We start from the raw sequence: 22,461 nt of genomic DNA, 5'->3' as shown, positions 1-22,461 counted from the left end.
CCACAGTTCTTTCAGCGGCAACCCGCCAGCACGACGAACGAAGGGAGGCTCAGGGAATACTGTAGCCGTCGAAGAAGATCAGGCTGCCGGTGGCATTGGGGTTGTGCGTGCCCAGGGCCACGATCTGGATGGTGTGCGTCCCGTTGGACAGCCCGGAGATAACCTGTGCCGCCTGGAACTGCCAGTTGGGGCTGTAGTTGTCAACCTGGGCCACGGGCGCGCCGTCTACCAGAACCGCGGCCTGCCCGCACATGGCGCATTTGGTCGTGATCCAGGTGAACTGCGACCCGCTGATGGTGAACTGAACGGCGGCATTCGGGGTAGCGGAGAGGCGGGTGCTGCCGTTGTAGGCCGCGCCCAACGCCAGGCCGCTCCATCCCTTGTAGATCACGCCGGGATTCTTGTCGTCAATGGTGTTGCCACCCACTTGCAGGCCATCGAAGCGCACGGCCAGCCCGCTGGAGGCGGGATTCTTCTGCCCGGAAGCGACAAAAACGATGGTATGCAGGCTGTTGCTCAGGCCGTTGTAGGTGACGGGCACGTTGCAGGCGGCCGTGGGCGCGTACAGGTCCAGGATGCCCTGGAAAGCGCCGTCAATCAGGGGGAAGGCGATGCCCAGGTCTGGTCCCTGGCAGACGAGAAGGGTGATGCTGCTCGTCGGCTGCGTGGTGCGGTAGGCGAGCCACTGGTTTTGCGTGGATGTGGCGCGGTAGCCGCCGCCCCAGGCGCCCGCCGCCTGCCCGCCGCTCCAGCCATCATACTGGATCGTGTAGCTGACGTCATCGACGACGGTGGGCGTCGGTTGGGGCGTGGGGGTGGGGGTGCAGGGCACGGGCGGCGTGGGCACGGGCAGCACCTGGGAGAGGGTGTTGTTGTTTTCGTTGCTTTCGGGGACGAGGAAGGTGGCGTCGGCGACGGCCACGTTGGGATCGGGGAAGGTGTTGTAGCCGGGGAAGAAAAGGGACGTGGACGCGCCGACGGCCAGGCCGCCGGCAACGGTCTGCTGCGCGCCGTTGACGTCTACGACGAAGGCGGGGGCGGCCGCCGCGCCGTTGTTTTGCACCCAAACGCGCACGCCCAGGTTGTCACCGGGGATGAAGCAGCCGGGGTTTTCCAGTTCAATGGACATGGCGATGGGGAGCAGGTCGGGCAGCGCGCCCAGGGTGGGGGTGGGGGTGGGGGTGATAGCCCCGATTTTGGCGCCTCCGTGAATGGCGACGGCGTCAATGCCCGACACAGACAGGTCAACAATCTGCCCCGCGCTGTCCACCGCAATAATCGGCCCCGTGCAGGAAGTTCCGTCCGGCGTCAATTCACCGTGAACTACGTCGCAGTATTGGCCGGCGGGCATACTGGTCTGGAACGTCTGGCTGAGGGCGTTTTCACTACGGTTGATGACCACGAAACCATCACCGCCGCGACCAAAAGCGATCTGGTCGTACCCATTGTCCCACCAGTCGGAGACGTAGTAGCTGTCTTTGGTGTAGTTGCGGAAGCCGACCATGTTGGCGATACCCGTCTGGCGATGTTCGCAGACCCAATCCGCCTGGTTGCAGCCGGTGGGGTTCCCACCGCCGTCGTAAACGGATTTGGTGTCGCCGCCGCCGTTGGTGGGCGGCCCGGCGTCGGGGTTGGTGAAGTAGTAGCTGGACATCAGTTTGGGGGAGCCGTAGGGGTAGGCGAGCATGAAGACGTTGGCGATCTGGTAGAGGTCGCCGTCTTTGTAGGTGATGATGTTGCTGCCGTGGCGCTGGTTGTCGTGGTTGTCCACGAAGACGACGGCGCCGCTGTCAGGCAGCCACCAGTTTTCCAGCCCTTGCAACGCTTCGATGGGGCCAAAGCGGAAGCGGTTGGCGATTTCTTGCGTGTAACGGAATTCGGTGACATCCCCGTTTTGCAGGTAATTGCCGCCGTCGGTGAGGCCGTCTTGGATGACCTCCTGGAAGATGTAGGGGCTGCCATTGATCAGATTGAGGATGGTGTGCAGTTCGTTGGTGTTGATGTGCTTGGCGGCATCAATGCGGAAGCCGGCCACGCCCAGGTTGCCCACCAGGTCGTTCAGGTAGCCGGCGATTTCGTTTTGTACGTAGCTTTCGCTGGTGTCCAGGTCATCGAGGCCCAGCAGTTCGCAGCTTTCCACTTCGTAGGCGTCGCCCCAGTTGCTGATGTTGTGGTTGCAGGTGTGGCTGGAGGTGGGGTCCATGTGGAAGTCTTGCAGGCTGTATTGGCCGGGATCGGTGGGGTAGGTGGCGACATTGCCCGCTTCGCAAATTGGCGTGCCGGCAGAACCGGTGTCGCACTCGTTGGGGTTGAGGCCGCTCATGTGGTTGATCACGGCGTCTACGTAGACGTCCACGCCTGCGGCGGCGCAGCGGGCGACCATGTCGTCGAATTCGGCGCGCGTGCCGCTGCGGCTCTGGATCAGGTAGCTGACGGCCTGATACCGCTGCCACCAGGGGTAGTTCATGCCCTCGATGACGCGATGCTCCATCGGCGGGGAGACCTGGACGGCGGCAAACCCTTTCGGGCCGAGGAAGTTTTCACACTCCTGGGCGATGTCGCTCCATTTCCACTCGAATAGATGGACCATCACGGTGCGGTCAGGGGCGTTGGGGTCGGGCGTGGGGGTGATGGTGGGCGTGGGGGAGGGGCCGGGGGTGGGGGTGTCGGTGGGGAGGGGGGGCGGCGTAGGGGTGGGGGTGGGGCCGGTGGCCTGCACCTGGACCATGCCGTTGCCGGCTTGCTGCCAGGTGACGCTGCCGTCGGTTTCGTCGGTGCAGTTGCCGGTGAATTCGTACATGCCGGCACTTAACCCCAACCCCGCCATATACTCATCATTATTGCCAATATCCACGTTATACGTCATTGGCGTGTCCGTGATGTTGGTCCAGGGTCCGCCGAAGTTATCCACCTGGCCCCAATGCAGCGTGCAGCTAATGTCCGCCCCCTGACCGGGTGGCTCGGTCACGCCGGCCTTGTATACTTGTAAGTAGACGGCGAAGGGATCCCCTTCGTTAATTGTGGTCAGCGACCCACCCGTAGGATACATGTTGCCCACCCAACCGAGGGCGGCCTGCGAGGGGCGGGCAAAGAGCAAGAGGGAGAGGAGGACGATCAGGGGAAAAGAAGCCAACAGGTAACCGCGAACGCGGGTGGCGGACAGGTGAGACATATGGTTACTCCCGTTTTGTGGCGGTCGGGCCGGGAGAAGCGCTTTCTCCGGCGAGACGCAGCGTTTTATGTAGGACGATGGGTAAGGCACGAATGCCGGCAACAAAACCCCAATTCATTGCCAGGTCAATCGTTAACTAGTCAACAACATTGTAAGCAAAGAACGCTCAAGTGTCAACAATTTTCAGAAACAAGGCAACGACTAACGCTCTCTGGAAATTAGACCAACTTCACCAGAGAAAATTGGTCCAATCCGGCTTAGCAGTTATCATTCTGGGAGAATGAACCAATCTAAATAGCAACTATCCATGAGGGCATCCCATGCGGAAAACACAATCCTTCACCACGGAGCAACTTATCGAATGGCTGCTGGCGGGGGACGTGGCGATTCAGTACCAGGTCCAGCGAGATTTGCTGGACCAGGAGCGCCCCGATCTACGCCGCCGCATCGCGCACGAGGGCTGGGGCGCGCACTTTTTGCGCCTGCGCCGGGCGGAAGGCCATTGGGGAAGAGGCTTCTATTCCCCCAAATGGACCTCAACCCACTATACTCTGCTGGACCTGAAGCACCTGGGACTCTCGCCACGACATCCTCTCATCCGTGAGAGCGTGGCCCAAATTCTGGAGCAACAAAAGGAAAAAGATGGCGGCATCAATCCATCAGCCTCTATCAAAGCCAGCGACGTTTGCATCAATGGGATGTTCCTCAACTATGCCGCCTACTTCGGCGCCGCGGCGGTGGCATTGGAATCCATCGTAGACTTTCTGCTGGCGCAGCAGATGGCCGATGGCGGCTTCAACTGCCAGTCGAACCGTTCGGGAGCCGTTCATAGCTCGCTGCACACGACCATTTCCGTGCTAGAAGGCATTCACGAATACCGCCAAAACGGGTACACTTACCGCGTGGACGAGTTGGAAGCGGCGGCGCAGCCGGCTCGCGCGTTTATCTTGCAGCACAGGTTGTTCCGCTCGGACCGCACGGGCGAAATCATCAAGCCGCAATTTCTGGTTCTCTCTTTTCCCTCGCGCTGGTACTACGACATTTTGCGCGCCCTGGACTATTTTCGGGTGGCGGGCGTGGCCTACGATCCCCGGATGCAGGATGCGCTGGATGTGCTGCAAAAGAAGCGGCGCAAGGATGGTACATGGCCGCTGCAAGCGAACCATCCGGGGCAGATCCATTTTGCAATGGAAAAGCCGGGACAGCCCAGCCGCTGGAACACGCTGCGGGCGATGAGGGTGTCGCGGCATTTTGCATGAGCTGGCGCGTGCTCCATCGGAAAGGTGAGGAGACATTAGCAATGGCTTACAAAAAGAAGACGTGGCAAGAGAAACTGGCGGGACCGCCGGGATTCCCCAAGATTATCTCGCTGGCGCCCGGGCTTCCCTGCGCCAGGGCGCTGCAAAAAGCGGGCGCAAAACCGGGCGATACGGTTGTCCTGGTTCCCCCGGAGGAAGTGTACGAGATGATGGCGCAGGTTCCTCGGGGCAAATTGATCACGCTGGGGGAGATATGCCGGCATCTGGCAAGCCACCACAACGCCCAATACTGCTGCACCCTCACCACCGGAATCGCCATCGTCACCGCCGCCAATGCAGCCGTGGAAGCCGGCGAAACACTCCCCTACTGGCGCACCATCAAGAATAACGGCGAGCTAAACACCAAATACCCGGGCGGCATTGCGCAACACAGACAACTTCTGGAAAAAGAAGGTTTCCATATCCGGCAAAGCGGCAAAAAAGCCTTTGTCCAGGATTTTATGCGGCACCTTTTTCAACCCGCCGCCTAAGGCTTCTTCGGAATCTGAATGATCCCATTCCGTACCGAGAAAGCCTCAAGCCAATCCGGAAAACCATGCCTTTTCTGGATCGTTGTTTTCCTGGATTGGCCTAAAACGCACCGGCTCCACGGAGAACACCCATGAGTGAAATAGCCATTCACGTAGACCAATTGCACAAAAACTTCGGCGAGGTTTACGCCGTCAAAGGCGTTTCCTTCGATGTCGGACGCGGCGAAGTTTTCAGCCTGCTGGGACCAAACGGCGCCGGCAAAAGCACCACCATCTCCATGCTCGCCTGCCTGCTGCGACCGACCAAAGGGGACGCCACCATCCTGGGCAATTCCATCATCCGGCAGCCGCGAGCCGTTAAGTCGCGCATGGGCGTCGTGCCGCAGGAAATCGCCCTCTACGACGACCTCTCGGCGCGGGAAAACCTCGATTTCTGGGGCAAGATGTACGGACTGCGCGGCACGGAGTTGGCGCGGCGCGTGGACGAGGTGCTGGACCTGATCGGCCTGGCGGATCGGCAGAAAGGGCGGCTGGAGAAGTTCTCCGGCGGCATGAAGCGGCGCGTGAACATCGGCGTGGCGCTGCTGCACAAGCCGGACATCGTGATCATGGACGAACCAACCGTGGGCATTGACCCGCAGAGTCGCCGCCATATTCTCGATGGCGTGAAGGACCTGAACCACCAGGGAACGACCGTCCTCTACACGACGCACTATATGGAAGAGGCGCAGGAGTTGTCCGACCACATTGCCATCATGGACAAGGGGGAAATCATTGGCCGCGGCACGCACGAGGAACTGGTGCAGATTGTGGGAGAGCAGGACCGCATCAATCTGCGCGTCAATGAGCCGGACGAAGCGTTGATGGCGCGCTGGCGAGAGGTGCACGGCGTGTCGCGGGTGAGCGCGGAAGATGGCCTGATCACGCTGCTGGCGCGGGATAGCAACCTGGTTCTGCCCCATCTTTTTGAAATGGCGGCGGTCGCGGGCAGGCGGATCACTTCCGTGGATATTCAAGAGCCGAATCTGGAAACGGTGTTTTTGCACCTGACGGGGCGGGCATTGAGGGATTGAGATGAAACTATTGCACGTTGCCATCAAGGATATGCGCCAATCCTTCCGCAGCCTCACGGGCATCATGTTTATGTTTGTCGTGCCAATCCTGGTGACGACGCTGTTTTCTTTTCTGTTTGGCGGGGTGGGACAGGGAGATAGTTTCACGCTGCCGCAAACGTCGGTGGTGGTGGTGAATTTGGATGAGGGGGAGTTGCCGGAAAATGCCGGCATTTTCCCCGACGAACCCGCCTCTCCCCTCAATCTGGCACAAGTCTCCTCCATGGGCGACCTGCTGGCGCAAATCCTGCAAGGCGACGCCTTCAGCGACCTGCTCATCGTCACCCAAGCAGCGGACGCCGACGCCGCGCGCCTGGCCGTGGACAACCAGGAAGCCAACGTGGCCATCATCATCCCCGCCAACTTCACCGACGCCCTCATGCTGCCGGAGGAATCAGCCGCCATCGAACTGTACCACGACCCCACCCTGACGCTGGGACCGGCCATCGTCGAGTCGCTGGTTAACCAGTTCGCCGACAGCTTCGCCGCGCCAAAAGTGGGGACCGGCGCGGCGCTGGGGCAACTGGCGCAATCGGGCGTGCCCATTGACGCGGCACTGGCGCAAAAAGTGGTCGCCGACGTCACCGCCGCCGCCATGTCCCAATCCCAGACCACCGCGCCGCTGGTCGTGGCGCAGTCGCCGCCAGGAGCAGCCGGCGACGACAACCTGCTGGCGCAGATTCTGGGACAGATCATGGGGGGCATGATGATCTTCTTCGCCTTTTTCACCGGAGCAGGCACGCTGCAATCGATTCTGGTGGAGCAAGAAAAGGGCACACTGGCGCGTCTCTTCACCACGCCGACGCCCACCCCCGTCATTTTGGGGGGCAAGGCGTTGGGGACCGTGGTGACGTTGATAGTGCAGGTGACGGTGTTGATGTTTTTTGGATGGTTGGTCTTTGGCATTCAGTGGGGAGGCGCGTTGGCGGTGGTGCTGGCGGCTGCCGGCATTGTCCTCATCGCCACCGCCACGGGCTTGTTCCTGGCCGCCCTGGTCAAGAGCACGCGGCAGAGCGGCGCCATTTACGGCGGCGTATTGACCCTCACCGGCATGTTGGGCATGATCACCATCTTCACCGGCGGCCAATCCTCGCCCACCATTCAAACAATCACCCTCGTCGTGCCGCAGGGATGGGCGGTACAGGGGCTGCAAACGGCCATGAACGGCGGCGTGCCCGCGGACCTGCTGCCTTCGTTGGCGGGCTTGTTGGCGTGGTCGGCTGTGTTTGTGGCCGTGGCTCTCTGGCGCTTGCAGCGGCGCTTCGCCTGACTCTCCAGATTGGTTCATTCTTGAAGAATGAACCAATCTTGACTCTACTGAAAAAAGGCCAAAAACCGGGTTTTTACACATGAACCACTCTGGTAATTTCGGCCGGACACTCGAAAAACCCGGTTTTTTCAGTGAACTCAATCTTGGCGAAAGGAAAAGAAGATGCGGATTCTGGATTTAGCGGTAAAAGATTTGCGCCAGATTTTGCGCGAACGGCAGTCGGCGTTCTTTTTGCTGATTATGCCCGTGGTGTTCACGTTGTTGTTTGGCTTCGCTTTTGGCGGGTTCAGCAGCGGCGGCGGGGACGAGGATGCGCGGTTGCCGGTGGCGTTGGTGGATGAAGATGCCGGCATTGCCGCCCACCACCTCATCACCCTGCTACAACAATCCGACGTGCTGCGCCTGGAACCGACCGACAACGACGCGGACACCCTCGCCACGCAAGTGGCCGACGGCGACCTCGCCGCCGCCCTCGTCATCCCGTACGGCTTCAGCGCCAAAATGGAAGCGGGCAACCCCATTCCCGTCACCCTGATCGCCGACCCGGCGGGCACGACCGGGTTCACGCTCCAGGGGGAAGTGGAAGCCGCCGCCACCCGCTTGTTAGACGCCCTGCAAGCGGCGCAAATCAGCACGGAAACAGCCGCCGCGCAGGGCGTGGTTGTCGCCGAAGAGGCCCGGCGCGCCTATTTTGACGAGGCCGTGGCTCGCGCCGTGGCCGCGTGGAGCGAGTCGCCGGTGCAGGTGCGCGTCAGTAGCACGGGGGCCATGCCGGCAACCGCGGGGGATGTGTATAGCGACAATGCCTTCGCCCACTCCTCTCCCGGCATGATGGCCCAGTTTGCCCTGGCGGGGCTGATTACGGCGTCCCAGGTGCTGGTGATCGAACGCAAAAGCGGCGCGTTGCGCCGATTGCTGACCACGAATATGTCCCGTGCCGGCATTCTGGCCGGGCACTACCTGGCCATGTTTATCCTGATCATCACGCAGATCCTCATCCTCATCCTCTTCGGCCAACTCCTGCTGCGGCTCCCCTACTTCCGCCAACCCGTCGCCACCCTGCTCATGGTCATCACCACCGCCCTCTTCGCCGCCAGCATGGGTCTCCTCATCGGCGCACTGTCCAAGAGCGAAGAACAGGCCGTGGTGTACTCCCTCGTGCCCATGTTCATCCTCGCCGGGTTGGGTGGGGCCTGGATGCCGCTGGAGTTTACGCCGCTCTCCGTGCAGCGCATCGCCTACCTCACGCCCATCGCCTGGGTGATGGACGGCTTCAAGGACATTACCGTGCGTGGTTTGGGGTTGGACTCGGTGCTGACGGCGGCGGGGGTTCTGCTGCTTTACGCCATTGGTCTTTGGGCGCTGGCGGCGTGGCGTTTTCGTTTTGAGTAGATAGAAACCGGGTTTTTCCAAAAAACCCGGTTTCTTTGCCGATTATTCAAAGCGCAGCGCGTCAATCGGATGCAGCGCCGCCGCCCGCGAAGCGGGATAAATGCCGAAAAACAGGCCCACCACCACGGAAAAGCCCACGGCCATGATGATGGAAGCGGGCGTCACCGCTGTGTTCAGGTCGGGCACGGCCAGATGCACGCCGATGGCGCCGAGAAAGCCGAGGCCAATCCCCAAAAGGCCGCCGACGATGGAGAGGACGACGGCTTCGGTGAGGAACTGCCCCAGAATGTCGCCGTAACGCGCGCCAACGGCTTTGCGCAGGCCGATCTCCCGCGTCCGCTCCGTCACGGAGACGAGCATGATGTTCATGATGCCAATGCCGCCGACGAGAAGGGAAATGCCGGCAATCGCCCCCAGGAACAACGTGAGCACGCCCGTCACCTGACTAAAGGCGCTGAGGAAATCCTGCTGCGTCAGCAGTTGAAAATCATCTTCGGCGCGGAAGTCAATCTGATGCGATTGACGCAGCACATCCGCCGTATCCACGACAACGTTGTTCACCCCGTCACTATCCAGCGCCTGGATCATAATCAGGTCTAGCAGCGGCTGCCCCGTGCGCGGGTTACGGCGATTGGCGAGGCGGTCTTGCACTGTAGTCAGCGGGGCGATGGAAATATCGTCTTCGCTGCCAAACAGTCCCGCTCCTTTAGCCTTCAGCAATCCGACCACTTCAAACGTGATGCCATTAACTTTGATGTCTACGCCTAACGGATCGACCGTGCTGGGGAACAGGCTGTCCACCACATCCTTGCCCAACACAATGACGCGCGTGTGGTTGATATAATCATTTTCGTCCAGGGCGCGCCCGCGCTCAATTTCGTAGCCGCGCATGGGGAGCAGGGAAGGCGAGCTACCGCGTAGCTGATTGGGGTACACATTGCCCTCATACTGCAAATCGGCATTCACGACAAGGACGGGAGCCACGTTGATTGCGTCGGGAACCAGCGCAGGGTCGCTCAACATCTCCGCGTCGCGCATGGTCAGGGAGGATTCCAGCCTGTCAGGATCGTCGCTGGGCAGCACGAAGACGAGATTGGAACCGAGGCCAATGAACTGATCGGTAACGAAACGGGTGACGCTGTCGCCGATGGAGAGAAGCGTGATCACGGCGGCCACGCCGATCATGATGCCCAGCATGGTGAGCAGGGCGCGTAATTTGTTGGATGCCAGCGCGCGCAAAGCGATGCGGATGTTTTCGAATATTTTCATGGGTCAAATCTAAAAACGATAATTAATGGTTGAACAGTTGAATTGTTGAATGGTTAACCGGGGTCTGCGGGCATCCTTATTAGCTATTCGGCCATTCATCCATTGATTATTTCGACTCCTTGCCGTGGTTGTGAGCTTCCCGGAAGGTCGATTTCAGGTCCAGAGGCGTCTCAGGCAGCTTCCGGGAAGGTGAACCTTCATTATTCATACCGCAGCGCCTCGATGGGGCGGAGCGCGGCGGCGCGCGTGGCCGGGTAGATGCCAAAGAAGAGGCCAACGGCAGCGGAGAAGAGGATTGCCAGCAAGACGGAATCCCAGGCGACAAACGTTTGCAGGGTGTCGGAGAAACGGGCGATGAGGCGCGCGCCGAAGATGCCAAAGATGATGCCGAAGAAGCCGCCCAGGAGGGAGAGGGTCATGGCTTCGACGAGGAATTGGAGCAGGATGTCGTTGCGGCGGGCGCCGACGGCTTTGCGCAGGCCGATTTCGCGGGTGCGTTCGGTGACGGAGACGAGCATGATGTTCATGATGCCGATGCCGCCGACGAGAAGAGAAATGCCGGCAATCACGCCCAAAAATATCGTCAGAATCGTCGCCACCTGCCCAAATGCATTAGAAATCTCCTCCTGGCTGAGGACGGAAAAATCATCCTGCTCCCGGTAGTTGATCTTATGCGTCTGCCGCAGCACCTCTTGAATATCGAAAATCGCCAGGTCCTGCTGCGCTGGGTCAAACATCTCCGCCACAATGCGGTCCAGGCGCAGCTTACCATCGGAGCGGCGGGCGGGAAACAGGCGACGCTGCGCCGTCGTCAAAGGAACCAGCACCACATCATCCTGGTCATTCAGCCCGGAACCGCCCTTCGCCGCCAACAGGCCGATCACGCGAAAAGGCACATTGTTGATCTTGATAGATTCGCCAATGGGCGACTCGCCATTGGGGAAAAGCTCCTGGTAAACGGTCTGTCCCAGAACGGCTACGCGGACGCCCGAATCCACATCCTGATCGCTGAAAAAATTCCCATCGGAGACGCTGAAATTACGCACCTCGGTAAAACCAGGCGTCGAGCCGGTCACCTGCGTGCGCGCCGTGTAGCGATCCCGCGTCACCGAGGAGTAGCGGCCATATTCAGGCACGACTAGCTTAAGGCTGGGTGCGCGGGCGGGGTCAGAAAGCGCCAGGTAGTCGTCAGTCGTTAACCCATTGCCCACCGGCGCCAATCGTCCCGTCACCGGGTTGCGATTCTGTCCGGGGACAAACTTGCCGGGAAAGACAAACAACAGATTGTTGCCCAACCCCTCAAACTCCGCGGACACGAAAAGTTGCACGCCGCGCCCCACGGAAAGCAGCGTGATCACAGCGGCTACGCCAATGATGATGCCCAGCATGGTCAAGAAGGAGCGTAGCTTGTTGACGGAAAGCCCTACGAGGGCCAGACGAAAACTTTGTACGATTTTCATAGGGTTGGCTTAATGCACCAGAACCGTATCCGAGGGGCGGGTGGACTCACCGGCGACCAGGGGCGTGTTAATCCTCTCGTCACTGCGAATCTTGCCATCCGCCAGCGTAATAACCCGTTTGGTGTGGCGGGCGATCCAGGGGTCATGAGTGACGAAAATGATGGTAATACCCTTCTCGCCATTAAGCTGCTGGAAAATCTGCATGATTTCCGTGCCCGACTTGCTGTCGAGATTACCGGTTGGCTCGTCGGCCAGAATCAGCGAGGGTTCATTAACGAGCGCGCGGGCAATAGCGACGCGCTGCTGCTGGCCACCGGAGAGTTCGCTCGGTTTGTGATAAAGCCGCTCCCCCAGGCCAACCATTTCCAATGCCTGCCGCGCCCGCTGCATCCGATTGCCTTTTGAGGCATAAATGAGGGGCAGTTCTACCTGGTTAATGGCCGGCGTGCGCGGCAGCAGGTTAAAGTTCTGAAACACAAAACCGATCTTCTGATTCCGCGCCGCCGCGAGTTGGTTATCGCTTAACTTGCTCACGTCCGTGCCATCCAGCATATATATGCCACTGGTGGGGGTGTCCAGCGCCCCCAACATGTTCATCATTGTGGATTTGCCTGACCCGGACGGCCCCATGATGGCCACAAACTCCCCTTCCAACACTTCAAAGGAAACGCCATTGAGGGCATACACTTTGTGTTCGCCCATGTCGTACACTTTGCGCAGTTCTTGAACGGTGATGATGGGGCGAGGCCCATTTTGCTTTGAATTACTCATAGTTGTTCGTGGGTATTCATCTTCCTGAAAGCTGCCATGAGACGATTTTGGTCCGAAATTGAGCTTCCAGGAAGGTCGGCATCATCTTCCTAAAAGCTGCCATGAGACAGTTATGGTCTGAGACCTGGCAACCTACCGGAAAAAGAAAGATGGAACGCAGATTTCGCGGATTTTCACGGCCAAGAGAGACTGAATTCGCGTTTTTCCGCGTTCATCCGTGTCCTAGGTGGCTGTCCGCTATTAAGTTAGCGGAAATGTGCGGACAGCCTGTCAGCAACCGTCCGTAAAAAGTGTGAAGCTATTTTCGGACGGTTACAAAAGAGAAGCAGTAGGGCATCTCCGACAGCCTGCTAGATTCCAGGAAGGTTGGCAGGTCTGCGAACATCACCATCAGTTGCCGCCAAAAATGGTGAAGGTATCGCGCTGGTTGGTGACGACTACAACGTCACCTGCCGAAAGGCCGCTGACCACTTCGCTGTACTGCTCGTTGCGCAGTCCGGTGATGATCTTGACTTCGTCGAAGTTATTCTCGGCACGCTGCACGATGACGTAGGCGTCGCCTGTTTCGCGGTCGAGGCGGATGGCCCAGTTAGGCACGGTGAGGACGTTGTCCACTTCGTTGACGACGATGGAGGCATTGGCGCTCATGCCGGGGCGCAGGTTGATGCCGCCCAAGTCGGTGATGTTGATGGTGACGAGGTAGGTGATGACACCGCCGGCGGTTTGGGGGGTGGGGGCGATGTCGGAGATTGTGCCGGCAACCGTCACATCCGCGATAGCGTCCAGGGTAATGTCCACCTGTTGTCCGACGACAATCTGATCAATGTCGATTTCATCCACATTGATGGTGATGTGGAAAGCCCCTTCATTGACAATCACAATTGCCGGAGAGCCGGGAAGGGCCTGTTCGCCGGAACTGATCAGCACCGTGGCGACTTTGCCATCGATGGGGGCCACAATGCGGGATTGCTCAAAACGAAGTTGCGTGAGCGCCAGATTTGTTTCGGCGCTCCTCACCTGTGCTTCCAGAATTGCCAGGTCATCTTGGGACACAGGCTCTTGCAGTTTCTGATAGGCGGCCTGCGCGCGGGCGATATTTGCGTTGGCTACTTCGACGGCAGCCTGCGCCGACTGCACGGCCGCCTGGGCACTGGCGATGGCAGCGTTCATCACCTGGATGTCCGCCGGGCGCGCACCCGCCTGCAAATCGGCCAGGCGCGCCTGGGAAGCTGCATACGCCTTATTTGCCGCGTCCAGATTAGCGCGCGCTTCCTCCTCCGCCCAACCGAGAATCTCGCCTTGAATGATGCGATCGTAGCGATCCTGCCACAATTTTTGCTGCACATAGGCGGAAGAAATGTCGGCCTGGGCCGCGGCGAGTTCGGAGTTGGTGGGGTCGCTGGTGAGCTGCGCTTTTTGCGCTATGGCTTGCTGCAAGGTGGCCTGCGCGGCGGCCAGGTTGCCTTCGGCGACGGCTTTGTTGGCTTCGGCGGCGTCGATGTCGGCCTGGGAGGTGGCCAGGGTGGCGGCGCTGGGGGCCAGGTTTTTTCGTTGCTCCAGCGTGAGGCGTTGCACTTCCAGGGCATCCTGGGCCTGCTGCACGGCCAGGGCCAGTTCGTCGGTGTTCAGGGTTGCCAGCACGTCGCCGGCGGAGACGGTTTGCCCACGGACGACGTTGACTTCTTTGATTGTGCCGGCAATTCCAAACGTCATGGACACTTCCGCTTCCGGCTCAATGGAACCGGTGGCATTCACCGTGGCCGTGATGGTGCCAACTTGCACGGCTTCCTGGCGTAAAACCTCGATCACGGGGGTTTGTTGCGCCTGTCTCTGGCGGTAAATGTAATAACCGCCAGCACCCAGGATCAGAATAATGACAAGAACAGTGAGTACACGTCGCATTGATCTTCCTAAAGTCGTGCCCGCAAACGCGCTATGCGTCAACGGGCGTACTGAGGGGAGGCTTGCCGCAAGGACCGTTGCGGGCAACTCCAGAAAATGTGAAACGGCGTCATTAACAGCGTGGCATGACGACCAGCAGCCAATATCCTACCGCCGACTCCCGCGCCAATGCCGCCGCCAGCTACGCAAGGTCAGATTATAGAGCAACCAGTGAAAATTATCACATATTCTGTCGTAGATGCCAGAGAAGTGACGGGTTGTTGGGACAACCGATAGCTCTGGTCGCTGTCCGATTACTCATGTGATACAATTGTGAAAACCTTAACGAATCAAATCGAACAACGGTGGCGTGGGCTTTATGTGGGGAATTGGTCGTGGTCCTTTGTAGGGGTGATTATTGCATTTTGGCGGCAGGCAGAGATGTGCGGCGAAGTAGGAAACGCGCATGGTTGAATTTAGAAAATGGAGAATGAGCAACCCGTGACTGAGGAAATACCCGATATTGTTATTGGCCGCCTGCCAATTTACTTGCGGGCGCTGACGCACATGGCCGCCGAGGGGGAAAAGCGAACGACTTCGTCGCACGAGTTGGGGCAGCGACTGGGCATTAGTTCCGCGCAGATTCGCAAGGATTTGTCCCATTTTGGTGAATTTGGCAAACAGGGAACGGGGTATCACGTTCATTATCTGATTGAGCAACTGCGGGGGATTCTGCATTTACAGCAGGAGTGGCCGGTGGTGCTGGTGGGGGCGGGGTATTTGGGTCATGCGCTAGCCAGCTATAATGGATTTCAGCACCGGGGTTTCCGCATTGCCTGGGTGTTTGATAATGATCCGGGGAAGGTGGGGACGATGATTGGCGCGTTGCCGGTGCGGCATGTTGATGAGTTGGGGCAGACGGTGCGGCGGGAGCAGGCGCGTATTGCGGCGTTGGCCGTGCCGGCAGTGGCGGCGCAGGGGATGGTGGATGTGTTGGTAGATGCCGGCATTCGCGCCATCCTCAACTACGCCCCCATCAACCTCACCGTCCCCCCCCACGTCCACGTCCAATACAGCGACCCCGTCATCCAACTCCAACGCATGACCTACTACCTGGAGTCGTAGGCATAAGTTTGCTAAATGAGCCAACCTCTATATGAACGCAGGAATACGCCAAAGCTGAATTCGGAAAACACAACAATCTGTTAGGGCGTACCTACCGAAACAATGTGGTCCAAAACCAATGCCTGTTGTCCGGCAATATCTACGAACAGGCGTATGTGGTACAGTCCTGACGGGTCTCCCAGAGTTGTTACCTCATCAAAAACCATCTCCAGCCCACGAACCTCAACGGATTCCGCCGACGACATGTAGGTGCTACGCTGCGCCAGTTCCTCCAGCGAAAGGGGAGATGGAAAGGGTTCATATGCCAGACTAAACAAGAGTCGAGAAAGGTTCTCCCCATTGACTTGTCCTTGCAACTGTAAGCGGCTGCCTGGTGGCGCTGATGCCGGCAAAGGCGTATCCAGTGTGACATAGTGGTTCGTAAATTCCTGCGCCAGCCGAAACTGTCCGGCATCTGGATCATAAGCCATGCCAATGCCCACATGGGTATGGGCCGGATCCAGGATGTTGGCCCGGTGACCGGGGCTATTCATCAATCCCGCTTGTGCATTCCAAATTACCTCGGGCCAATCCTCAATAGCGACACCACGACCATCTGCATAGACATAACTAAATGTGTGCAGATTTTCCATCACCGCATGCTGCCCGCCGGCAAGAGAATAGCGATGGTCTGGTCCCCACCCCTGAGTATTCCAATGGCTAAAATAGCCCCACGCTAACATATCCTCTGCATGTCGTTGACCAGCATCTGCTGCGACTTGATCCCAAGCTACTGGCTGCAATCCATTAGTTTGCCGATCCTGGTTGATCAAGTTTAACATATACTCCTGCAAGACCTGGGGATCGTAGCCATGATCTGTCTGGGTCGTGGGGGGGGGTGACAGAGACAAAGGGGCAACAGCAGGAGGGAGTGTTGGAGACAACAGCAGGCTTTGAATGGGAGTTGGCGTAACAACTGAAGTAGATACTGAGGAAGATGCAAGCATAGAAATGCCGGCAGTTTCCCTCTCACCGCTCCCGTAGTACCCTGCCATTGATACTTTGCGATACAGCAAACGACCGCTGACCATTCCTCCCGTAATCAAGATTAGTAATGCAACAAGAAGAATCCATAACCGATGACGTGTCGGTCGTTCCCAACTATCCCACGTATCCTCTTCTAAGTCAGCAAGCGTCCAATCATACTCGTCCGTTCTCTTTTTGCGACGAAACATATGCTGCCTTAAGATCACTGTCCTTGTGCTAATTGAATAATAGTTTCCACGATATTGACAATTTCCTCCAAGGGAATATCCTCTTCCGGGAAAGTAGTTGCATCAGATGGAGCGCTCGCGTCGAGCAGGGGAAAATTCCAAACGACCACCTCTTTGTCGGAGTACAACTCTGGATTCACACGGAGTTCTATCCGGAAAGAGCGGTCGCCTGCAAAATCCACCACAGGTTGATTGCTTGCATCGATCCGTGGGAAAAAGAGATAACCTTGATGCTGCGTCTGAGGAGTCAAATCAAGGGGACGGTCCAGGGTAAAACCGTCCCAATCGGCAAGTGCATATGAAGTGCGCCGCATCGTAATCAGGCTGGTCGTTTCTTCCATGGGGCCAAGTAGCATTTTAGAACGAAGCGGGCCAGTGCGTCCCCCGACCCTTACCTGGAGCAAGAATGGTAATTGGCCTTGTACCTGCAACCTTTGTTGCAACGAGATCAACTCTTGGTCATACTCGGTGGGCGACTGATTAGCAAAATTATTGAGGACAATTGCTTCCAGCAGATCTTCATGGAAAAAGGTAACGTCCAAATAGACTCGCTGATTACACACGCTCAAGAGACAGTCAACCCCTATGGTTTGGCGCACTGTCCATTGTTTGGCTGCTTCTGTCAAGGTTTGGGCGGCTAGATGAGCATCTACGGTGGGCAAAGGGGTAGGAATAGGGGTGGACCGCGTGAATAGCTGAGAAATTCCCCCGTCTCCATCATTGCTATCGTTCGAACGCCCCCCTCTCCAAACAAGTAGTATCACCGCCAGAATCAGAAAAAGGCCGACGATCCCTCCTAGAACCAGTTTAGGAACTCGCTTTTTACGGGGACTTTCTCCATAAAAGCTATCGTATTCACCAAAATCATCATATCCCATTAGATTTTCCTCCCAGAACTCGAATATGAGTTGCTTCTATAAAGAACCAATGACTCTACGTTTTCGACTGCCAGAAGGTCGCTGTCCCGACACCAAAAAGGCTCCATCCAGCAGCGCAATATCAGCCCGTTTATCCAGTTCTTTAGCTTTTTCGGAAAAGATGCCGGTGGTAGCTACATAGCACATCTCTGCATCCAACAATTTCATTGCCCCATAGGTTTGCTGCACCACAGGGCTGCCTACCGGCTTGCTGCTACGCACCTTGTTTTTGCACTGTACCACCGCTTTCTTCCCATTGGGACAGGTCATATGCACATCCACTCCAAAATCCGCCGAAAAAGTGGTGACCGTTACTTTCTTAAAACCAAACCGTTCGAAATAAGCCGCCGTCCAATATTCAAAATCCTCTGGCGACAACTTGCGCAATTTGGCCACCGATGTCACCGGGGGCAGTTGGGCGATACGGTCCCGCTGCCGCTGACGTGTGGCCCGGTTTTGTTCCAGCTTTTGAATCCCTTTTAACACCCCCCGGCCAAATTCAAACAAAATCCGCTCATCCAGGGTTTGTTTGGGCGCTCCTTTCTGCTCCAGCAGGCCAGCCCCAAAGGCGGTCAGCCCCTTTTGCAGCAGATGAACATCCACAGGGACGACCATATCAAAGAACGATAACCATTCTGCCTCTGTGCCATCCTTTCCGCCCTGGTTCAACTGCTCCAAAGCCTTTTCCAAAATCAACTTCCAGGTTGGGATAGCCATATGCTTTATTCCAGGCCGTAATTACTGGCTACCTTAGAAGAGCGGCGCCGGTTGAAAAAGGTATCCACTCCAGCCAGCATAATCAGGAAGAGCCCCAGCGGGACAATCAACCTCGGGGCCAATGCCACCCTGGCCCCAGTCAAAATATCCAGCAAGGCCATGGAGAAATCCCCTCTGTAACCAAAAGTATCGAGATAGGGGAGCTGCAAGGCAAAGAGACCTAAAAGCAGCAACGAACCAATAAAGGGTGGGGGGGGCATTTTGCTAGAGACGGAGGCATCGTTGTTTGTAAAATCCTCAGGCCATTGGCTGGTATTTTGTGACTTGTTGCCAAATGATTTCACCAATAAAACTACCGAGACTAGAAACCAGATTAGCAGCACAATCACAGTGACTCGCAGAAGAAGAGGTACATCTCCCATTAAAAAATGCCAACTGTGCAATGATTGCCGGCGATCTACCAGGGAAAAATCTTTGGCATGGCCGGCATTTCCGATAGCCGTCCAAATCTGATCCGGGGACATGCCGGCAGTTAATCCCTTTTCCCCTAACAGTTCCCTCGCCTCTTCCGGCCACTTGGGCGAAGCGACCAATTTCCCGATCTGGCGCAAGTTATCATGTCGTTTGGGTAAAGGCTCCATCCGCACCCAGGGCAAGAACAGTCCCAAAGTTAGTAAAAGAAGGCCAGTAGCCAGCAGCCTACGCTCAATAGTCCCCATAATCACTCTCTTATTCGCTGGAGGTAATGCCGGCAGAACTCCGCGCCCCGGCAAAAAAGAGCAGGCACAAGCCAGCGAACATAATCAAAGGGCCGCCCCATTCAATCTGTGCCCCCACCAGCGGAACGGCCAGGCTAAACAAGCTGGGGAAGCTACGCTCCCCCAATCCGTCAATGGTAGGCAAATTGTAAAACAGAATGAGGAAAGCCAGGCCGGAAGATATGAGCAAGGGAATGCCGGCACCTTTCCACCGGGGGCGCACGGCTACCATATAACCCAACACGACTGTGACCCCAACCACCGGCCCCATCAATAACATCATGGGCCACCGGGCCGTCAACAGCAGCGTTGCCCAACCAGGGGGGCCAAAGATGGGTCCCAGTACGTCAAAAAACTTACCCAGAAAGCCCAACCGCTCGGTGCGCAACAACTTTAGCCCCATTGCCAACAGGGGTGGCGCGACATCGATCAGCCAATCCAACCCCAGGTATTTCAATGGATTGAGGTTGAGCCAGGGGATGTAGAAGGTGCTGAGCAGGAGCAGACTGTTGCCCCAGATGCCAAGTGGCATTCGCTCCGCTTTGCTACCGTTTTGGAACCAGCGGAGGGTAGAGGAAAATGCCGGCAGGATAATAAGTAGTAAAGCAAAGAAATTTAGGCAAGATAGCAAAAGTCCCATGAATTATGTTTGTTCGGCTTCGTCACCCCTTTTCAAATCAGGGTTAGTCCATTTCATTTTGATGACGTAACTTGCTTCTCCACTTGCCTTAGCTAGGCCGAAAAATGGCGTTCCTCCCTCAACCCCTATTGTAACGCCAAATTCTACTTCGATTTCACTTGGGGAAAGTCTTTTCAGTGTTTCGAGCATGTATTGTGCACTTTGATTAAGTGCGTCCACAGTCTCACTGAATCCCCTTAAAGCCCTTTCCCCTGGCCCTGCGGTCAATGTAAATTGTCCAGAACGGTCAATTGCTGCTACTTCTACCCAAATAACACTTCCTTCTACCGTTTCAATCGGCACGAAGTTATTTGGCATGTTTTGCCTCCTCAATCTTTTGTACTATGGCATGTGCAGGTATCAAATACGCGTTTTTGGTTTCTAGATCATGTGCTCGCACCATTCCAATAATGTATTCTTTAGCTCCCCAGTATACGGGTGCACCACTGGACCCCTTGAGATCCTTTTCAGGGCATTGAAGCACAAGTTCAATCATTCCCGACCCTGCCTCATTTCCGGAACGCACATTTTTCTGCCAGCGTTTGGAGGAGATTTGCGCATAGCCCGCAAAAAAGTGGCAAGGGCAACGGTTTTTGCTCGACAAGTAACTTGGAATAAACATTGGCATACCATCTCTGTCAATGGAAGCATTCACTATCTCCAAAACAGCAATATCTTCCGAAGCTGTCCTATTAGCGCCTTCCTGGTCCGAGTTGGGTTTATCAAAAAGAATCACTTTGACAGAAGATTTGAAACCATTCAATAATTCAATTTGACCTGTTCTGTCATTCCAGTTGCTTGCGGAGAGTACGTGTCCACAAGTTACCACATAAATATCACCTTCGAATTCTACAATAAATCCTGTACCGATTTTACTTCCGCTATTTCCTAAAACAGCACATATTGCTTGATTGTATCTTTCGTCTTGGCCGATATCAGTTGGATAGTCCAAGATTCCATCTCCTAGAACGTTGAATTTTCTTAACCAGGATTTGATAGTTGAAGGTCGATTCCATACATCATCATCGTCAACAAACACTGATACACAGACTTCCTGAGCTGCCAGATTCCACTTTACTAACCCTTGCTCTTTTAGCCAGCGCCAAGCCGTTTTACACGTGTACCTATCCAGTGCTTTGAGATCTCTTTTTACCCACCTAAGGCTCTCTTTTAAGTATTCCACATGTCGTTGATTTGAAATATCACCTTCCACAGAATTAATTAAAACATTCCTCAGACGATTCCAACCCCACTCATTGTTGGATTGGAAAGCCAAGTCTAATTTATAACAAATCATGTGGAGTAGCAGTGGATGTCTCCCTGCAAATTGCTGAACAACCCAGCTAATCCACACTCTTCTTAGATAAAATAGCAATCCGCTCCCGTCGTAATATGGTCTTCTATATCCTGTATCCTTTACCCAAATGAAGTCCATGACATTTTTTCTTGATAGTTTTTTGATGATTATTGGCTTGGTGCGACTAGCATGATTGCTTCGGTGAGGGCTGCTTACCTGAGGCTCTTCAGGAAAGTATTGTGCAGTATGACTCCGCTGTACATTTGAGATAATACTAGGCATCTCAATACTTTTTTCATCATGAGTTTCGCATATTATTAGCAGCCCAATATTCTCAACCTTCATTCCAATGAAGGGCAAAACTCCTTTCAGGTCTTGTTCCAATTGACTGCGCTTGCCACCAACAGACTGAATGACGATAACCAAGAGGACATAATTTCTCCTGCTTAATTCTTTTATGGTCCCATTCCATGCGGCTTGCCAGGACTGATCTCTGTTATTAGTGTCTTCACTTCGACGAACGTCCTTGTCTAGACTTCGCTCTTCAAGTAGTTGCGCTCTTGCACTTTCAACTAGTTTAGTTAACAGTTCATTACCATTTTGATGTACAGCTTCAGCTTTATAAAGGCCTGAAATCAAAACTACACCAAATTGATACCATCCAATTCCCTCTTGTTCGTGAAAAACTGCGTCAACTGCGACATCTATCAGTGCTGTTTTGCCGATTCCCGAACTACCTGCCAAATGAAGCGAATCTACCAATACTATTTCATTGCCATTTTCAAAATCGCCTGCTGAATGCACCGAATTCATCATTTGGCGGGATTCCAGGAGTTTTATCAGTTTCTGCTTAATAGCATCTATCGCTTGTTTCCGAGAATCCTCGTCTTTGCCAACAAAAAACCAGGGGCGCGGCATGGTCAAAGATCGTCGCCAGGGCGTTTTTGGAAGAGCGAAGGGGGCGTTCATCTTAAATACTCCCAATCAATAATACAAGATCATGCTAAAGAAAAAACCAATCCGCCAGCGTACGATACCAGTAGCTTCTACCTCAAAAACCTCCTTATCTACCAACCGATCCAGCAGGTCTTTAATGCTTAAGTTCAATTCTTGATATCCATGATCTTTTTGGAGTTGGGCTTGTAAACTATCAATTCCAACCCATCCAGCAGGCTTAGATAATCTGTCTGGTCGAAAAAAACATGTGCCCGAGAACATGTAGTTGTTAATGGCTAGCGTCTCCATTAATCGCAATTCATCTGGATGAAATTCGGAGCGCAAATGTTGAATGTAATCAGAACTCATCGGATCCGACAGGATGTCATTTACAGTTTGTTTCACCTCTGAGACAATAACAAACCCCGCCCGCGCCTGATTGCCTGAGGAATGCTCCTGTTTTGCTGTCTCATAAAGATAATGTACTAGCAATTGCATTAGTCCGGGATGTCCCCCAGTAAGCATCCAGAAACATTCTTTTCCGAGCTGTGAGAACGTCAAAGGACTGTTCTCCAGGTACCTCAAGCATTCACTTCGGGTATATAGTTTGATTTTATAATCCAGGATGTCTCTTGAATCCATTCTTCCTGATACCCCATAAAA

At 55.7% G+C, this 22,461-nt stretch carries 19 protein-coding genes; 6 read left to right on the top strand and 13 right to left on the bottom strand.

All coding sequences use genetic code 11. The features are described 5' to 3' along the window. Nucleotides 1-49 precede the first annotated feature (49 nt). Nucleotides 50-3,172 carry an alpha amylase C-terminal domain-containing protein gene (locus tag H6650_17670; GenBank protein ID MCB8953839.1) on the bottom strand — a complete coding sequence of 1,041 codons (3,123 nt, stop codon included), beginning with the start codon at nt 3,170-3,172 and terminating at the stop codon, nt 50-52. Nucleotides 3,173-3,492: 320 nt separating this feature from the next. Here H6650_17670 and H6650_17665 point away from each other — a divergent pair, with 320 nt between their 5' ends. From H6650_17665 to H6650_17645, 5 genes are all read left to right on the top strand, one after another. Further along, nucleotides 3,493-4,431 carry a hypothetical protein gene (locus H6650_17665; GenBank protein ID MCB8953838.1) on the top strand — a complete coding sequence of 313 codons (939 nt, stop codon included), beginning with the start codon at nt 3,493-3,495 and terminating at the stop codon, nt 4,429-4,431. A gap of 41 nt (nt 4,432-4,472) precedes the next feature. Next, nucleotides 4,473-4,961: an MGMT family protein gene (locus H6650_17660; protein ID MCB8953837.1), complete on the top strand. Its 489-nt coding sequence runs from the start codon at nt 4,473-4,475 to the stop codon at nt 4,959-4,961. Nucleotides 4,962-5,092: 131 nt separating this feature from the next. Further along, nucleotides 5,093-6,034 carry an ABC transporter ATP-binding protein gene (locus H6650_17655; GenBank protein MCB8953836.1) on the top strand — a complete coding sequence of 314 codons (942 nt, stop codon included), beginning with the start codon at nt 5,093-5,095 and terminating at the stop codon, nt 6,032-6,034. 1 nt (nt 6,035) lies between these two features. After that, nucleotides 6,036-7,343, top strand: a complete 1,308-nt coding sequence (locus tag H6650_17650) for an ABC transporter permease (GenBank protein ID MCB8953835.1) — start codon at nt 6,036-6,038, stop codon at nt 7,341-7,343. 162 nt (nt 7,344-7,505) lie between these two features. Beyond that, nucleotides 7,506-8,735 carry an ABC transporter permease gene (locus H6650_17645; protein ID MCB8953834.1) on the top strand — a complete coding sequence of 410 codons (1,230 nt, stop codon included), beginning with the start codon at nt 7,506-7,508 and terminating at the stop codon, nt 8,733-8,735. Nucleotides 8,736-8,777: 42 nt separating this feature from the next. Here the strand turns inward: H6650_17645 and H6650_17640 are convergent, their stop codons facing one another. From H6650_17640 to H6650_17625, 4 genes are all read right to left on the bottom strand, one after another. Further along, nucleotides 8,778-10,004, bottom strand: a complete 1,227-nt coding sequence (locus tag H6650_17640) for an ABC transporter permease (GenBank protein MCB8953833.1) — start codon at nt 10,002-10,004, stop codon at nt 8,778-8,780. Nucleotides 10,005-10,204: 200 nt separating this feature from the next. Next, nucleotides 10,205-11,464: an ABC transporter permease gene (locus H6650_17635; GenBank protein MCB8953832.1), complete on the bottom strand. Its 1,260-nt coding sequence runs from the start codon at nt 11,462-11,464 to the stop codon at nt 10,205-10,207. A gap of 9 nt (nt 11,465-11,473) precedes the next feature. After that, nucleotides 11,474-12,202, bottom strand: coding sequence for an ABC transporter ATP-binding protein (locus tag H6650_17630; protein MCB8953831.1), 729 nt, complete (start codon nt 12,200-12,202; stop codon nt 11,474-11,476). 423 nt (nt 12,203-12,625) lie between these two features. Further along, nucleotides 12,626-14,137 (bottom strand): efflux RND transporter periplasmic adaptor subunit, encoded by a 1,512-nt coding sequence (locus H6650_17625; GenBank protein ID MCB8953830.1) that lies wholly within the window; start codon nt 14,135-14,137, stop codon nt 12,626-12,628. A gap of 462 nt (nt 14,138-14,599) precedes the next feature. Here H6650_17625 and H6650_17620 point away from each other — a divergent pair, with 462 nt between their 5' ends. Beyond that, nucleotides 14,600-15,241, top strand: coding sequence for a redox-sensing transcriptional repressor Rex (locus H6650_17620; GenBank protein MCB8953829.1), 642 nt, complete (start codon nt 14,600-14,602; stop codon nt 15,239-15,241). Nucleotides 15,242-15,321: 80 nt separating this feature from the next. Here H6650_17620 and H6650_17615 read toward each other — a convergent pair whose 3' ends face one another. The 8 genes from H6650_17615 to H6650_17580 form a co-directional block, all read right to left on the bottom strand. Next, the gene (locus H6650_17615; protein MCB8953828.1) at nt 15,322-16,062 is read right to left on the bottom strand and encodes a CAP domain-containing protein; all 741 of its coding nucleotides are present in this window, start codon (nt 16,060-16,062) and stop codon (nt 15,322-15,324) included. Between the two features lie 407 nt (nt 16,063-16,469). After that, entirely contained in the window at nt 16,470-17,372 is a 903-nt protein-coding gene (locus tag H6650_17610) for a hypothetical protein (GenBank protein ID MCB8953827.1), read from the bottom strand. A gap of 36 nt (nt 17,373-17,408) precedes the next feature. After that, the gene (locus tag H6650_17605; protein MCB8953826.1) at nt 17,409-18,128 is read right to left on the bottom strand and encodes a restriction endonuclease; all 720 of its coding nucleotides are present in this window, start codon (nt 18,126-18,128) and stop codon (nt 17,409-17,411) included. 5 nt (nt 18,129-18,133) lie between these two features. Next, the gene (locus H6650_17600) at nt 18,134-18,847 is read right to left on the bottom strand and encodes a hypothetical protein (GenBank protein ID MCB8953825.1); all 714 of its coding nucleotides are present in this window, start codon (nt 18,845-18,847) and stop codon (nt 18,134-18,136) included. A gap of 10 nt (nt 18,848-18,857) precedes the next feature. Beyond that, nucleotides 18,858-19,418 (bottom strand): hypothetical protein, encoded by a 561-nt coding sequence (locus H6650_17595; GenBank protein MCB8953824.1) that lies wholly within the window; start codon nt 19,416-19,418, stop codon nt 18,858-18,860. A gap of 111 nt (nt 19,419-19,529) precedes the next feature. Continuing rightward, nucleotides 19,530-19,883: a hypothetical protein gene (locus tag H6650_17590; GenBank protein ID MCB8953823.1), complete on the bottom strand. Its 354-nt coding sequence runs from the start codon at nt 19,881-19,883 to the stop codon at nt 19,530-19,532. Beyond that, nucleotides 19,873-21,831: a trypsin-like peptidase domain-containing protein gene (locus tag H6650_17585; protein MCB8953822.1), complete on the bottom strand. Its 1,959-nt coding sequence runs from the start codon at nt 21,829-21,831 to the stop codon at nt 19,873-19,875. The genes H6650_17590 and H6650_17585 overlap by 11 nt, the downstream gene beginning before the upstream one ends. A 15-nt stretch (nt 21,832-21,846) precedes the next feature. Beyond that, complete coding sequence (locus H6650_17580; GenBank protein MCB8953821.1) at nt 21,847-22,359, bottom strand: hypothetical protein; 513 nt, start codon at nt 22,357-22,359, stop codon at nt 21,847-21,849. Nucleotides 22,360-22,461: the final 102 nt, after the last annotated feature.

The organism is Ardenticatenales bacterium (assembly GCA_020634515.1).
Taxonomy (GTDB): Bacteria; Chloroflexota; Anaerolineae; order Promineifilales; family Promineifilaceae; genus JAGVTM01.
The sequence above is the reverse complement of the archived record's forward strand: the minus strand, read 5'-3'. Positions and strand labels throughout refer to the sequence as shown.

What these genes read in the sequence shown, in the direction of transcription:
- H6650_17670 (MCB8953839.1), bottom strand. Translation starts at nt 3,172, where the DNA reads ATGTCTCACCTGTCCGCCACCCGCGTTCGCGGTTACCTGTTGGCTTCT.
- H6650_17665 (MCB8953838.1), top strand. Translation starts at nt 3,493, where the DNA reads ATGCGGAAAACACAATCCTTCACCACGGAGCAACTTATCGAATGGCTG.
- H6650_17660 (MCB8953837.1), top strand. Translation starts at nt 4,473, where the DNA reads ATGGCTTACAAAAAGAAGACGTGGCAAGAGAAACTGGCGGGACCGCCG.
- H6650_17655 (MCB8953836.1), top strand. Translation starts at nt 5,093, where the DNA reads ATGAGTGAAATAGCCATTCACGTAGACCAATTGCACAAAAACTTCGGC.
- H6650_17650 (MCB8953835.1), top strand. Translation starts at nt 6,036, where the DNA reads ATGAAACTATTGCACGTTGCCATCAAGGATATGCGCCAATCCTTCCGC.
- H6650_17645 (MCB8953834.1), top strand. Translation starts at nt 7,506, where the DNA reads ATGCGGATTCTGGATTTAGCGGTAAAAGATTTGCGCCAGATTTTGCGC.
- H6650_17640 (MCB8953833.1), bottom strand. Translation starts at nt 10,004, where the DNA reads ATGAAAATATTCGAAAACATCCGCATCGCTTTGCGCGCGCTGGCATCC.
- H6650_17635 (MCB8953832.1), bottom strand. Translation starts at nt 11,464, where the DNA reads ATGAAAATCGTACAAAGTTTTCGTCTGGCCCTCGTAGGGCTTTCCGTC.
- H6650_17625 (MCB8953830.1), bottom strand. Translation starts at nt 14,137, where the DNA reads ATGCGACGTGTACTCACTGTTCTTGTCATTATTCTGATCCTGGGTGCT.
- H6650_17620 (MCB8953829.1), top strand. Translation starts at nt 14,600, where the DNA reads ATGGAGAATGAGCAACCCGTGACTGAGGAAATACCCGATATTGTTATT.
- H6650_17615 (MCB8953828.1), bottom strand. Translation starts at nt 16,062, where the DNA reads ATGTTAAACTTGATCAACCAGGATCGGCAAACTAATGGATTGCAGCCA.
- H6650_17610 (MCB8953827.1), bottom strand. Translation starts at nt 17,372, where the DNA reads ATGGGATATGATGATTTTGGTGAATACGATAGCTTTTATGGAGAAAGT.
- H6650_17605 (MCB8953826.1), bottom strand. Translation starts at nt 18,128, where the DNA reads ATGGCTATCCCAACCTGGAAGTTGATTTTGGAAAAGGCTTTGGAGCAG.
- H6650_17600 (MCB8953825.1), bottom strand. Translation starts at nt 18,847, where the DNA reads ATGGGGACTATTGAGCGTAGGCTGCTGGCTACTGGCCTTCTTTTACTA.
- H6650_17595 (MCB8953824.1), bottom strand. Translation starts at nt 19,418, where the DNA reads ATGCCACTTGGCATCTGGGGCAACAGTCTGCTCCTGCTCAGCACCTTC.
- H6650_17590 (MCB8953823.1), bottom strand. Translation starts at nt 19,883, where the DNA reads ATGCCAAATAACTTCGTGCCGATTGAAACGGTAGAAGGAAGTGTTATT.
- H6650_17585 (MCB8953822.1), bottom strand. Translation starts at nt 21,831, where the DNA reads ATGAACGCCCCCTTCGCTCTTCCAAAAACGCCCTGGCGACGATCTTTG.